This window comes from Nocardia sp. CA-145437, assembly GCF_050956485.1.
Lineage (GTDB): Bacteria > Actinomycetota > Actinomycetes > Mycobacteriales > Mycobacteriaceae > Nocardia.
The window spans coordinates 418,248-430,119 of record NZ_CP191204.1 but is presented as its reverse complement, the minus strand read 5'-3'; the positions used below and the strand labels follow the sequence as shown (position 1 = coordinate 430,119).

The 11,872-nt window shown below is 68.7% G+C and carries 14 protein-coding genes and 1 riboswitch; of the genes, 6 read left to right on the top strand and 8 right to left on the bottom strand.

All coding sequences use genetic code 11. From position 1 onward, the window contains the following. Positions 1–1,461 carry a D-alanyl-D-alanine carboxypeptidase/D-alanyl-D-alanine endopeptidase gene (dacB, locus tag ACQPYY_RS01975; protein WP_379106212.1) on the bottom strand — a complete coding sequence of 487 codons (1,461 nt, stop codon included), beginning with the start codon at positions 1,459–1,461 and terminating at the stop codon, positions 1–3. A 134-nt stretch (positions 1,462–1,595) separates the two neighbouring features. Here dacB and ppa point away from each other — a divergent pair, with 134 nt between their 5' ends. Further along, positions 1,596–2,084 (top strand): inorganic diphosphatase, encoded by a 489-nt coding sequence (gene ppa, locus ACQPYY_RS01970; RefSeq protein ID WP_357275651.1) that lies wholly within the window; start codon positions 1,596–1,598, stop codon positions 2,082–2,084. 48 nt (positions 2,085–2,132) lie between these two features. On the opposite strand, the gene ACQPYY_RS01965 is transcribed toward ppa, so the two are convergent. Further along, a complete protein-coding gene (locus ACQPYY_RS01965) occupies positions 2,133–3,788 on the bottom strand; it encodes an MDR family MFS transporter (RefSeq protein ID WP_433592576.1) in 1,656 nt (551 codons plus the stop codon). 80 nt (positions 3,789–3,868) lie between these two features. Further along, positions 3,869–4,690 (bottom strand): crotonase/enoyl-CoA hydratase family protein, encoded by an 822-nt coding sequence (locus tag ACQPYY_RS01960; protein ID WP_433592575.1) that lies wholly within the window; start codon positions 4,688–4,690, stop codon positions 3,869–3,871. Positions 4,691–4,836: 146 nt separating this feature from the next. Here ACQPYY_RS01960 and ACQPYY_RS01955 point away from each other — a divergent pair, with 146 nt between their 5' ends. The 3 genes from ACQPYY_RS01955 to ACQPYY_RS01945 all read left to right on the top strand — a co-directional run bounded on the left by ACQPYY_RS01955 (position 4,837) and on the right by ACQPYY_RS01945 (position 6,283). Continuing rightward, entirely contained in the window at positions 4,837–5,154 is a 318-nt protein-coding gene (locus ACQPYY_RS01955) for a 2-oxo-4-hydroxy-4-carboxy-5-ureidoimidazoline decarboxylase (protein ID WP_433592574.1), read from the top strand. A 41-nt stretch (positions 5,155–5,195) separates the two neighbouring features. Then, on the top strand, positions 5,196–5,669 hold the full coding sequence (locus ACQPYY_RS01950) for a YbaK/EbsC family protein (protein WP_433592573.1): 474 nt from the start codon (positions 5,196–5,198) through the stop codon (positions 5,667–5,669). Positions 5,670–5,818: 149 nt separating this feature from the next. Further along, complete coding sequence (locus tag ACQPYY_RS01945) at positions 5,819–6,283, top strand: flavin reductase family protein (protein ID WP_379106274.1); 465 nt, start codon at positions 5,819–5,821, stop codon at positions 6,281–6,283. 2 nt (positions 6,284–6,285) lie between these two features. On the opposite strand, the gene ACQPYY_RS01940 is transcribed toward ACQPYY_RS01945, so the two are convergent. Then, on the bottom strand, positions 6,286–6,918 hold the full coding sequence (locus ACQPYY_RS01940) for a LysE family translocator (protein ID WP_433592572.1): 633 nt from the start codon (positions 6,916–6,918) through the stop codon (positions 6,286–6,288). Positions 6,919–7,151: 233 nt separating this feature from the next. Then, positions 7,152–7,823: a heme oxygenase (biliverdin-producing) gene (locus ACQPYY_RS01935; protein WP_433592571.1), complete on the bottom strand. Its 672-nt coding sequence runs from the start codon at positions 7,821–7,823 to the stop codon at positions 7,152–7,154. Positions 7,824–8,047: 224 nt separating this feature from the next. Next, positions 8,048–8,161: riboswitch (SAM riboswitch) on the top strand. 56 nt (positions 8,162–8,217) lie between these two features. Here ACQPYY_RS01935 and ACQPYY_RS01930 point away from each other — a divergent pair. Beyond that, positions 8,218–9,531 (top strand): aminotransferase class V-fold PLP-dependent enzyme, encoded by a 1,314-nt coding sequence (locus ACQPYY_RS01930; RefSeq protein ID WP_433592570.1) that lies wholly within the window; start codon positions 8,218–8,220, stop codon positions 9,529–9,531. Positions 9,532–9,545: 14 nt separating this feature from the next. Here the strand turns inward: ACQPYY_RS01930 and ACQPYY_RS01925 are convergent, their stop codons facing one another. The 3 genes from ACQPYY_RS01925 to ACQPYY_RS01915 all read right to left on the bottom strand — a co-directional run bounded on the left by ACQPYY_RS01925 (position 9,546) and on the right by ACQPYY_RS01915 (position 10,942). After that, positions 9,546–9,734, bottom strand: a complete 189-nt coding sequence (locus ACQPYY_RS01925; RefSeq protein ID WP_379106227.1) for a hypothetical protein — start codon at positions 9,732–9,734, stop codon at positions 9,546–9,548. Between the two features lie 19 nt (positions 9,735–9,753). After that, the gene (locus ACQPYY_RS01920; RefSeq protein WP_379106229.1) at positions 9,754–10,218 is read right to left on the bottom strand and encodes a DUF2752 domain-containing protein; all 465 of its coding nucleotides are present in this window, start codon (positions 10,216–10,218) and stop codon (positions 9,754–9,756) included. Between the two features lie 94 nt (positions 10,219–10,312). Then, complete coding sequence (locus ACQPYY_RS01915; RefSeq protein WP_379106231.1) at positions 10,313–10,942, bottom strand: TetR/AcrR family transcriptional regulator; 630 nt, start codon at positions 10,940–10,942, stop codon at positions 10,313–10,315. 139 nt (positions 10,943–11,081) lie between these two features. Here ACQPYY_RS01915 and ACQPYY_RS01910 point away from each other — a divergent pair, with 139 nt between their 5' ends. Continuing rightward, positions 11,082–11,870 carry an SDR family oxidoreductase gene (locus tag ACQPYY_RS01910; protein WP_379106233.1) on the top strand — a complete coding sequence of 263 codons (789 nt, stop codon included), beginning with the start codon at positions 11,082–11,084 and terminating at the stop codon, positions 11,868–11,870. Positions 11,871–11,872 lie beyond the last annotated feature (2 nt).

The window sequence follows — 11,872 nt, the reverse complement described above, 5'->3', positions numbered from 1 at the left end:
TCAGGAGCAGCCACAGTTGCGCAGTGCGTTGGCGACGGCGTCCAGCGCGGGTCGGCTCACTTCCGGCGGCCGATCGTTCGACATGAGCGCGAACGTCAGGACGCGTCCGTCGCGGTCCAGCACATAACCGACCAACGCACTCGATACGGACAGAGTTCCTGTTTTGGCCCGGATCCAACCCGCGCCCTCGCGATCGCGGTCCACATACCGGCTCGCCAGCGAACCGGTGCCGCCCGCGACCGGCAGATAGTCCAGCAGCGGGGCGAGTGGGGAGCCGGGAGTGGTGACCGCGGCCGGATCGACGGTCGAATTGCCTTGCGGAGCAGCGCCGTTGGGCAGCGCGGCCACCGTCAGCACCCGGTTGAGCAGGCGCGGCGGGATCCGGTCATCGGTCGAGAGTCCGCTGTTGTCGGCCATTTTCAGGCCGGCGAGATCGAACCCGGCGGCCTGCAGCACGGTGTTCAACGCGGTCACCGCGCCGGTGAAGGAGGCCTCCTGCCCGCCGGCCACCGCGACCTCGCGGCCGATGGCCTCGGCCAGCACGTTGTCCGAGTGCACCATGGCCTGCAGCAGGCGGTCCCGCAGCGGCGCGGACTGCACCGCGGCCAGCTGGGTGGCGGTCGCGGGCGCGCTGCCCGCCTTCACCTTCGAACCGTCCACGCCCAGTTCGGCGGCCATTCTGCGGCCCGCGTCGAGAGCCGGCGTGGCGGTGCGGGGCGAGTATTCGACCAGCGGGTCCAGGCGGCCGCCGTCGATCATCACCGCGTCCATGGGCGCGATGGAGCCGCCCCCGATATCGGCGGCGTCCCAGCCGGGCGCGAAGTTCGGTCCCGGATAGGCGGAGGTGTCGACGGTGATCGAGTCCACCCGCTGTCCGGTGGCCTTGATCTGCGCGACCAGGTCCTGCAGGCGCGGCGCGCCCGGGTAATAGCCCTTGCCGTCGGGCTGCGCGGTGATGGTGGGGTCGCCGCCGCCGACCAGCACGATCTCGCCGGGAGCGGCGCCGGTCACCACCTTGGTGGTGACCCGGTGGTCGGCGGGCAGCGCCAGCAGGGCGGCCGCGACGGTGAGGATCTTGGCGGTGGAGGACGGGATCATGGCCTTGTCCGGGTCCAGTGTCCACAGCACCGTGCCGGTGTCCCCGTCGGACACCGAGGCGGCGAACGCGCCCAGGTCCGGGTTGCCGACGACGGGCGCGAGGGCGGCCGCCAGACCGGCGGTGCTCGCGGCGGGCGCGGTCTCGGGGGCGGGAGCGACCTGCGGGATCGGTTTCACCGGCGCGGGCGGGTCGGCGATCGTCAACCCCCCGTGCTGGAACTCCTCGGTCCAGGGCTTCAGGATCAGCACCACGGCCGTGGCGGCCACCAGCATGACGACCAGCACCGATGACACCACGATCCAGGTTCTGCGGCGCCGCTTGGCCTCCAGACCACCGATGTTCTGCTTGTTCCGACCAAACACCTGCCGCTGTCTCCCTGATACCTGTGGTGGGGCTGATGGCTCTACCGCGGTCCACACTATCCTCGTTGCGCAGTCGTTCCCCCGAACGTGCTGGCGAGTCGGCAGCCTTACCGCCCACCGAAGAAGGAGATGACGTGGAGTTCGACGTCACCATCGAGATCCCCCGGGGTCAGCGCAACAAGTACGAGGTTGATCACGAGACCGGACGCGTGCGGCTGGACCGCTACCTGTACACCCCGATGATGTACCCGGCCGACTACGGCTACATCGAGAACACCCTGGGCGGCGACGGCGACCCGCTGGACTGCATGGTCCTGCTGCCCGAGCCCGTGTTCCCGGGTGTGCTGGTCGAGGCCCGCCCGGTCGGCGTGCTCATCATGAGCGACGAGGCCGGCACCGACGAGAAGCTGGTCGCGGTCCCCAACAAGGACAAGCGCTGGGACCACATCCAGGACGTCGAGGACATCCCGGAATTCCAGCGCAAGGAGATCGCGCACTTCTTCGAGCGCTACAAGGACCTGGAGCCCGGCAAGTGGGTCAAGGTCGAGGGCTGGGAGGGCCGCGAGAAGGCCGAGAAGCTCGTCGACGAGGCCTACGCCCGTCTGAAGGAGCAGGGCCACTAGGTCACGCCGAGTGGGGGGCGGCACGGATTCCGTGCCGCCCCTTCGCTTTCACTCGGGAACGGAATCCAGTCCCGCGGTGGTGCGGAGGGGGACTTCCTTCCAGAACATCACCAGGACGAGCGCCACGAACGCGACCGCGGAGGTCGTGAGGAACACCGTGGACAGCGATTCCGCGAATCCGGCCTTGAACGGATGCGCCAGAACGGGATTCAGCTTCTGAATGATCGAGCTGTCCTTCAACACGCTCTGTGCCGCCGAGGTGTCGTGGTTCAGGAATCCCTGCGCCAGTGCCATATCCGCCGGATTTCCGTCGTGCGCGGCGCTCACCACGGCCTTCTGGAAATTCGGGTCGGTGCTGGACGCCTCGAGCTGAGCGCGAATATCGGTCCCCAGCCGGTCGAACAGGATGGACAGGAATACCGCCGCGCCGAGGGTGCCGCCGATCTGCCGGAAGAAGGTGGCCGACGCGGTGGAGACACCCATATCCTTGGGCGGCAACGCATTCTGCAATGCCACGATGAGCGGCTGCATGAGATTGCCGAGCCCGAATCCCACGCACAACATGAACAGGACCACGATCCAGAACGCCGTATCGGCCTTCAGATAGTGCAGCAGGAAAAGTCCGAGGGTGATCATGGCCGCGCCGAGCAGCGTATAGATCCGGTAATGCCCGGTGCGCGAGATCAATTGGCCCGACAGCACCGACCCGATCATCATGCCCAGCACCATGGGGATCATCTGCAAGCCGCCCAGCATCGGGCTCGCACCGCGGTCGGCCTGGAGATACTGGGGTAGCAGCAGGATGCCGCCGAACATGCCCGCACCGACCACGAACGAGATGACCACGCCGAGCGCGAAGGTGCGATCGGCGAAGATGCGCAGCGGGATCAGCGCCGCGTCCCCCAGCGCGCGCTCGATCAGCACGAACGCGGCGACACCGAGCGCGCCGATCAGGTAGCAGACCACGGATCTCCCGCTGCTCCACCCCCATTCGCGCCCCTGCTGGGCCACGATCAACAGCGGGCTCATGGCGACGATCAACGCGAGCGCGCCCCAATAATCCACGCGGTCACGGGATTTCTCGCGGGGCGGCAGCCGCAGCACGCGGGTCACCACGACCAGCGTGAACAGTCCGATGGGAACGTTCACCAGGAACACCCACCGCCAGCCCGCGATCCCCAGAATGCTGTGCTGCCCCGCGAACAGCCCGCCCAGCACCGGCCCGATCACGCTGGAGGTGCCGAACACGGCCAGGAAATACCCTTGGTACCTGGACCTTTCGCGCGGGCTCACGATATCGCCGACGATGGTCAGCGCCAGCGACATCAACCCGCCCGCGCCCAGCCCTTGCAATGCCCGGAACACCGCCAGCTCGTACATGGACTGCGCGAACGTGCACAGCAGCGAACCGGTCACGAAGATGGTGATGGAGGCCAGGTAGAAGGGCTTGCGCCCGTACATGTCCGAGAGCTTGCCGTAGAGCGGCGTGGCCAGCGTCGCGGTGATCAGGTACGCGGTGGTCGCCCAGGCCTGCAGCGAATACCCGTTCAGGTCATCGGCGATGGTGCGGATCGCGGTGGACACGATGGTCTGATCCAGCGCCGCGAGCAGAATGCCCAGCAGCAGCCCGGAGAGGATCACCAATATCTGCCGATGCGTGAAGCCGCCCTCGCCGGTCGCTTCGCCCACTTCGGATGTCGCCATGCCAAACCTCCAGCCCCGACCAAAACGATAGGCCGGGAACCGGAGGCATGGGGTCCTTTTTTGGCGGTAACCCGAAGGGGTTACTTGCCTTTGAACTGCGGGTCGCGCTTCTCGAAGACCGCCTGGATGGCTTCGGTCAGGTCCTCCGAGGGCAGGAACGCCGAGTTCCAGGCGGAGACGTAGCGCAGGCCGTCGGCGATCTTGCCGCGCTTGGGCTGGTCCAGGACGTCCTTGATGCCCTGCACGACCAGCGGCGGGTTGGCCGCGATCTCGCGCGCCATGGCGTAGGCGGCGTCCAGCACGGCTTCCTGATCGGCATAGACGTCGTTGACCAGCCCGATCTTCTCGGCGCGGGCGGCGTCGATGTCCTTGCCGGTGTAGGCGAGTTCGCGCACGTGCCCCTCGCCGATGATGCCCGGCAGCCGGTGCAGCGAGCCGATGTCGGCCACGATGGCCACCTTGGCCTCACGCAGGCTGAACTTGGCGTCGGCGCTGGCCAGCCGGACGTCGGCGGCGGCGATGAGGTCCAGTCCGCCGCCGATGCACCAGCCGGAGACGGCCGCGATGACCGGCTTCACGCAGTCGGCGACCGCGGTCACCGAGTCCTGCATGCTGCGGACGTGCTTGAGGAAGTCGGTGCGGGGCCCGGCGAGCGCCTTGTCGGCCAGCAGCGGCCCGAACAGCGGGCTCATGGCCGGCAGGTCCAGTCCGTAGGAGAAGTGCTTCCCGGAGCCGGTGAGCACGATGGCCCGGATGTCGGGGTCGGCGTCGAGCTCGGCGAAGATGAGCGGTAGCTCACGCCAGAAGTCGGGGCCCATGGCATTGCCCTTGCCAGGACCGGTGAGCGTCACCGTCGCGATGTGGTCCTTGCTTTCGACGTCGAAAGCCTTCCATTCGGTCATTGGTCCAGCGTATAGGGGTTACCCGCGAGTAGGTTGGCCGGTGTAAACCCTGTGCTAAATCTGCTGCGTCCCAGCGTTTTCACGGCGGCCGGAGGCGGACGATTATCGCGTCCGCACAAACTGCTCCTCCTGTGTGTGAGGTCACGATGATGCATCACGGAATCGGCCTCGACCGCTTCAACGCCCTCCCCCGCCGCCGCGCGATTCATGCCCTGTACGAATGCTGCTGCAATGTCACCTGGGCGCAGAAGATCGCCGACGGCCGCCCCTACCCGGGCCACGCCGCCCTGCAGACCGCGGCTGCGGCGGAACTGCGCGCCATGTCCGCCGTCGATCTGGAACGGGTCTTCGATTCCTGTGCGCACCAGCCGGTTTCGGAGCGCACCGTCGACGAGCTCACCCCGATCGTGTCCGCCCGCCTGACCACGATGCTGGGCCCCGAGGAGGGCTACCCCGACTACTGATCCCCCCGCACATCCACCGCAATCGCTCTACCCTGGTTGCCATGCGCAGGTCCCTGCCACCGGTCGCGTCGAAGGTTTCCGACACCTTGATCGCGCGCGGCCATCACGGGGTGATCATCACCCAGCCCACACCCACCCCCACCGCGCGCGATGCGGCCGACGCGGTCGGCGTCACCGTCGGGGCCATCACCAAATCCCTGGTGTTCCTGCTCGACGACGACCCCGTCCTGCTGCTCGTCTCCGGCGCGCACCAGGTGCATCTGGCGCGCACCGGGCAACGTCTGGAGGGCACGCTCAGCCGGGCGCCCGCGGCCATGGTCCAGGAGGTGACCGGGCAGCGCCTCGGCGGCGTCGCCCCGCTCGGGCACCCCACCAACCTGCCCACCTTCGTCGACAACGCGCTGGCCCAGTACCGGGAGCTGTGGGCGGCGGGCGGGCATCCGAACACCCTGTTCCGCACGACCTTCGGCGAGCTGGTCCGGATCACCGCGGGCCTGGCCATCGACGTGGACTGACCGCCGTCGACGGGGTTTTCCAACAGCGTGGAATACCTGGGCCCGCGACCACGTAGGTTCTTGACGTGACCGATTCTCCGACGCCCGGCGCCGAGCTACACGTGCCCGACGACCTGAGCGGCATCACCGCGCAGCAGTTCCGTGCCGCCATGCGGCACTATCCGGCGGGCGTCACCATCGTCACGCTGAACTCCGCGCAGGGTCCGGTCGGTTTCACCGCGACCTCGTTCGCCTCGCTCTCGGCGCAGCCGCCGCTCATCTCGTTCAATATCGCCGAAACCTCGTCCAGCATCGAGGCCATGCTCGGGGCCGAATCGGTGGTGGTGCACTTCCTGGGCGAGCATCAGAAGCATCTGGCGCAGCGGTTCAGCCGCTCCGCCGAGGAGCGCTTCACCGACAAGTCCTTGTGGGCCACGCTCGGCTCCGGCGAACCCGTCCTGCACGGCACCCCGATCTGGGTGCGCGCGACCGTGCACCAGCTGATCCCGATCGGCGATCACACGCTGGTGATCGGACTGGTCACGCAGGTGCACGACAACACCGAGAGCTCGCCCGCGGCCGGCCCGCTGGTGTACTACAACGGCGCCTATCACCGCGCCGAGATCGCCGACTGACCTCAGGCCGCCGAGGCCGCGGTGCCGATGCCCAGCGCCGCCAGGATCGCCGCGCTCGCCTGTTCCAGCCGGGCCCGGATCCGCGGCCGCCGCAACAGCGTGACCGCGCGGGCGGCGGCCACCGCGAGCAGGATCATCTCGATCGCCGCGATGCTGGATTCGATGGCGCCGAGGGTGAGCGTGTTCAGGAAAGTGACCTCGTTCAGGAACTGCGGCAGCACCGCGAGGTAGAACAACCCCACCTTCGGGTTGAAAACACAGGACAGCAATCCGGCAGCGAACGCCGAGCGCATCGACGCGGGCATGCCCTGCGTCACCGCGGCCTGGGGCTCGGCCTCCGCGTTCCGCGCCCGCCGTTGCTCGACCAGCGCCCGAATCCCCAGGTACAGCAGGTAGATTCCGCCGATCACCTTCAGCGTGCGATACGCGGTGGCCGACTGTTCCAGCAGCGCCGCCACCCCGGCCGCCACCACCGTCGCCCAGACGATCCCGCCGAACGCCGAGCCCACCGCCGCCGCGATCCCGGGTCGCGGTCCGGCCATCGAGAATCGCAGCACCAGAAAGGTATCGGGGCCCGGCGTGAGCGCCAGCAGCACGCACAACCCCGCGAAACTCAACAGCAGCGGAAGACTCATGCCCTCCATGGCAACCCAGGACAGCGCCGGGACGCAAGCCCGATAACCATGAAGTCCGCCACCGCTGACATGCCCCCGACGAGCATGTCAGTGGCCGCTCGGGCCACACCCCGGGTAACCCGACGCAACCAACTGATCTCGTGCGATGCGGGTAACTCACCGGGTGCGTCCACCGTTGTCCCGAGGCCGAACCGCTGGCACGGCTGCCAACTCCGACGGCTCTCGGCCGCCCGCTACATACGCGGAGAGGTGGAGTACTCCGCACCGAGTTCACGGAACAGGTCGGTGTTCATCGTGAACGCCAGTCGCGCCTCGTCGAGCACGCGATCGACCTCGGGACCTTCGAGGGGAAGCTGGTCCAGGGCCTCGCGGTACTCGCGCTTGAACGCGGCCGGATTGGTGATCTCGTCGAAGACGTAGAAGCGCACGCCGTCGCCCTTCTTGGGCAGGTCCCACAGCTTCTCGGCGGTGCCGCGGATGACCTGGCCGCCGGAGAGATCGCCCAGGTAGCGGGTGTAGTGGTGGACGACGTAGCCGGCCGGCCACTCCTGCGCGCACTCCTCGATGCGGGCGGCGTAGGCAGCGGTCGAGGGCAGCGGCTGCAGCTCGTCGCGCCAGTTCGCGCCGCCGAGGTGGGCCAGATCGGTCTCGAGCGCGGCCAGGCGCGCCAGTTCCGGCTTCACGAACGGGCCCGCGACGGAGTCGGAAGCCAGTGTGGTGGAGTGCTTTTCGAGAGCCTCGTAGACGAACCAGAGCTGCCCGGTGTAGCGAAGGAAGGCGTCGACGCCGAGCTGACCGGTGAGCATGTCACGCATGAACGTGGAGTGCTCGGCCTCGTTGTGCTGCTGCTCGGTCGCGGTGCGAATGAGCGTCGAGAACGGGGCGGCGGTGTCCGTGTCCAACATGGTCGGGCTCCTCGTGGTCAACTCCGGGGGCACCACACTTTGGCTACCCTAACTTCCTCATCGACCCTACGCCCCAGCAACGATCGCGCGATTCGAACTTTGCGGCTCACCCACTCCAACTTTCGGATGATTTTTCCGCCCTGCCGGTGCCGTTGGTCACACCGCGTCACCACCGCCGCCGGGGGTTGACAAGCCCGCGAAGCGTCTGCCAGTCTCTGCAATCAGGTCATGAGTACCAGCGCTAAGCCCCGGCTAGCTGGTCGGCAACCCTCCACCGCGGCGGGGTGCTCCGGGTGACGACCGGGCCGTCGCCCGACCGGGCACGGCAAGCGCGGACTCACGATCGATTCCTGTCTTCCGATCGCGTGGTCCCCTGAATCCGATGGGATTTGTGATGACCGCTTTCGCCGACCAGACCTGTGCTCCCCTCGCCACCGTGTCCGGCTGTGACCTCCGGGTTCCGCTGGTCCAGGGCGGGACCACCGGCTACGCCAACTTCGACTACGCCGCCAGCGCCCCCGCGTTGCGGCAGGTCACCGACCGGGTCGCCGATCTGCTGCCGTTCTACGCCAGCGTGCACCGCGGCGCCGGGTACGCCTCCCGCGTCTCCACCGACTGCTACGAGTCGGCCCGCGGCTCGGTCGCCCGCTTCCTCAACGCCGCCGACGACCAGGTCGTGGTGTTCACCCGCAACACCACCGACTCGCTGAATCTGCTGGCCGCGTGCGTGCCCGGTGACACCGTGGTGCTGGATGTCGAACACCACGCCAACTTCCTGCCCTGGACCCGGCACGGCCGCCGCGTGGTGCCGGTCGCCGACACCATCGAGGAGACCATTCAGCGGCTGGTCGCGGAACTGTGCTCGAAACCCGCTGCGCTGCTGGCGGTTACCGGCGCCTCCAATGTGACCGGCGAACTGCTGCCGCTGGAACGGCTGGCCTGGATCGCGCACCAGTGCGGCACCCGAATCCTGGTCGACGCCGCCCAGCTGGCCCCGCACCGACGGATCGACCTGCGCACCACCGGCATCGACTACCTGGCCTTCTCCGGGCACAAGGCGTACGCGCCGTTCGGCGCGGGCGTCCTGGTCGGCCGCCGGGACTGGCTCGACGCCGCGGAGCCATACCTGGCTGGCGGCGGCGCGGTGCGTTCGGTCGCCGCCGACCGCGTGGAGTGGGCGCCCGCGCCGCAGCGCCACGAGGCCGGTTCCCCGAACGTGCTCGGGGTGGCCGCCCTGGCCGCCGCCTGCGACGCGCTCGCCGAGCTGGACGAGACCACCGTCGTCGAGCACGAGCAGTACCTCACCCACCGGCTGCGCTACGGGCTGAAAACCGTTCCGGGCGTGAACTTCCTGCGGGTGTGGCGCGACAGCACCGACGCCGTCGGCATCGTCGCCTTCACGGTCGACGGATTCGAGCCCGGCCAGGTGGCCGCGTATCTCTCCGCCGAGCACGGGATCGGGGTGCGCGACGGACGGTTCTGCGCGCACCCGCTGCTGTCGCGGCTCGGGGTGGACGCCGCGCTGCGCGCCAGCATCGGACTCGGCACCACCGCCGCCGACGTGGACCGCCTCATCGACGCGATCGCCACCCTGGTCGAGCATGGTCCGAGCTGGGATTACGCCCGCACCGACGGCCACTGGAACCCGGTCCCGGAAACCCGGCCCTTCAGCGGTTCGGCGGACGGCGGAGCGCCCTGCGGATTCTGAATCGCGGGAGCGGGTCAGGGCACCATGTAGCGAGCCGCGAGCTCCTCGACGAACGGGTCGTCCTCGCTGACGGCTTCGAGCCGGTCCAGATCGTTCTGGACCGATACCTGCCGGGTGTCCTGCCGCTCCGGATCGGGCGGTCCGTCCTCGTCGAGCTGGCGGATCAGCTTGTTCCGCACCCGTTCCTTCAGCGATTCGCTCATATCAAGAGCATCCTCCGCCTCAGACGGGCGCGATCCAGGTACCCCATGGCGTGTTCCGGACGACCGTGAACACGACGAGGAAGGCCACCGCGATCCACAGCGCCGACCTGGGCAGGATCCGCGGTAGTCGCGGCGGCGTCGCCCGGCCCCGCCAGGCGCGCACCAGCCAGGTGCCCCACCAGGCGAGGAAGCCGAGCGTCAGCGGCAGCAGCAGCACATTGCTGTGGATGGCGTCGAGGAACCGGCCATCGGTCAGATTGTGCAGGCCGCGCAGGCCGCCGCACCCGGGACACCAGTACCCGGTCAGTTCGTAGAACGGGCAGAACCCGTAGGCCCCCTGCACGTGCGGGTCCCGGAAGTGCAGCAGCGCCAGGCCGCCGGCGACGGCCGCGCCGCTCAGCAGCGGGAGTCCGACGCCGAGCCGTCGCGGGCGCGTAGGCCCTGGTTCGGCTCCCGCCGTCGGTACTGCTGCCGTGGTGTCCACGAGAATCAACGGTAGCCGGGCCACCGCCCACCTGCCAGGTCGCGCCGAACTTCGCACCCGGTGGCACTGGTTCACACCCGATTGTGTTGCGGCCTCAGCGGATCGGGGCGCGTTCCACGACCGGGGCGGTGAGCACGCCCGCGAGCATGTCCACGATTTCTCCCCAGGCATCCACATCCCCCGCGGCGACCTTGCCCGCCTCGACCGCGCGTTCGTGATCGGCCAGTAGCGCGAACAGTACGGTCGGCAACGCGCGCAACCGCCGCAGCCGCAACCGTTTCGGCAGGTCGGCGAGTTCCCGATCGAGCTGCTGCATGATCACGCGCACCGAGGTGCGCTGGGCGGAGGCCAGATTCGCGGCGTCGGTGACGGCTCGATGGGTGTGGATCTGTTCCAGGAAGCGGGCGTAATGGTGGATCCCGTGCCGGTCCCCCAGTTCGAGCATGGGGATGACCAGTGCTTCGAGCAGGTCGTGGACGCTGGTCACGCCGGTCCCGGCCTGCTCGGCCAGCAATTCGAGGCGCCGGATCTCCAGGGTGGCGAGCCGGTGTTCGACCACCGCCTCGATGAGCCCGTCGCGGGACCCGAAGTGGTACTGGACCGCGGAATTGTTGCGCTGTTCGGCGACCGCGGCGATATCGCGCAGCGGCACCGCCGGCCCGCGCTCGGCGATCAGCTGTTCCGCCGCCAGGATGATGCGCTCGCGCGCCCCCGTGACTGCCATTCGAGTACCGCCACCCTCCTTGTCCACAGTCTGCACTGTAGCCGTTCACCTGGGGATAAAGAACTTCTCCTTGACGGTTAAGAACTAATGCTTAAAAGTGTCGAGTGACTGTCGCCACCCTCGAAGGACTGATTGAGCGATGATCCTGGACACCTTCCGACTGGACGGCCGCGTCGCCGTCGTGACCGGCGCGGGCCGCGGCATCGGCGCCGCCACCGCCCTCGCACTCGCCGAAGCCGGTGCGGACGTGGCCATCTCGGCCCGCACCGCCGCCCAGCTCGACGAGGTCGCCGGCCAGATCCGCGCGCTGGGCCGCCGTTGCGTCACCGTCCCCGCGGACCTGTCGGACCTCTCGGCCGTCACCGCGCTGGCCGAGACCGCCGCCGCCGAGCTGGGCGGCATCGACATCGTGGTCAACAATGTCGGCGGCACCATGCCCAACACCTTCCTCACCAGCACCCCCGAGTTCCTGGAGGAGGCGTTCCGGTTCAACGTGTCGACCGCGCACGCCCTCACCCAGGCCGCGGTCCCCTACATGCTGAAGAGCGGCGGCGGCTCGGTCGTGAACATCTCCTCGCGTATGGGCATCAGCGCGGGCCGCGGCTTCCTGGCCTACGGCACCGCCAAGGCCGCGCTCGCGCACTGGACCAAGCTGGCCGCCGCCGACCTGTCCCCGCGCATCCGGGTGAACGCCATCGCGGTCGGCTCGGTGCTCACCTCGGCGCTGGAAGTCGTTGCGCAGCAGCCGGAGATCAAGCAGCAGATGGAGGACGCCACCCCGCTGCACCGCCTCGGCGAGCCGTGGGAGATCGCCGCCGCCATCGTCTACCTGAGCTCCCGCGCGGGCGGCTACATCACCGGCAAGGTGCTCGAGGTGGACGGCGGCATCGACGCCCCCAACCTGGCCCTCCCCATCCCCGACCTGTAATC

Coding starts and splice junctions, on each gene's coding strand:
- ACQPYY_RS01965 (WP_433592576.1), bottom strand. CDS start 3,788: ATGGCGACATCCGAAGTGGGCGAAGCGACCGGCGAGGGCGGCTTCACG.
- ACQPYY_RS01960 (WP_433592575.1), bottom strand. CDS start 4,690: ATGACCGAATGGAAGGCTTTCGACGTCGAAAGCAAGGACCACATCGCG.
- ACQPYY_RS01955 (WP_433592574.1), top strand. CDS start 4,837: ATGATGCATCACGGAATCGGCCTCGACCGCTTCAACGCCCTCCCCCGC.
- ACQPYY_RS01950 (WP_433592573.1), top strand. CDS start 5,196: ATGCGCAGGTCCCTGCCACCGGTCGCGTCGAAGGTTTCCGACACCTTG.
- ACQPYY_RS01945 (WP_379106274.1), top strand. CDS start 5,819: ATGCGGCACTATCCGGCGGGCGTCACCATCGTCACGCTGAACTCCGCG.
- ACQPYY_RS01940 (WP_433592572.1), bottom strand. CDS start 6,918: ATGAGTCTTCCGCTGCTGTTGAGTTTCGCGGGGTTGTGCGTGCTGCTG.
- ACQPYY_RS01935 (WP_433592571.1), bottom strand. CDS start 7,823: ATGTTGGACACGGACACCGCCGCCCCGTTCTCGACGCTCATTCGCACC.
- ACQPYY_RS01930 (WP_433592570.1), top strand. CDS start 8,218: ATGACCGCTTTCGCCGACCAGACCTGTGCTCCCCTCGCCACCGTGTCC.
- ACQPYY_RS01925 (WP_379106227.1), bottom strand. CDS start 9,734: ATGAGCGAATCGCTGAAGGAACGGGTGCGGAACAAGCTGATCCGCCAG.
- ACQPYY_RS01915 (WP_379106231.1), bottom strand. CDS start 10,942: ATGGCAGTCACGGGGGCGCGCGAGCGCATCATCCTGGCGGCGGAACAG.
- ACQPYY_RS01910 (WP_379106233.1), top strand. CDS start 11,082: ATGATCCTGGACACCTTCCGACTGGACGGCCGCGTCGCCGTCGTGACC.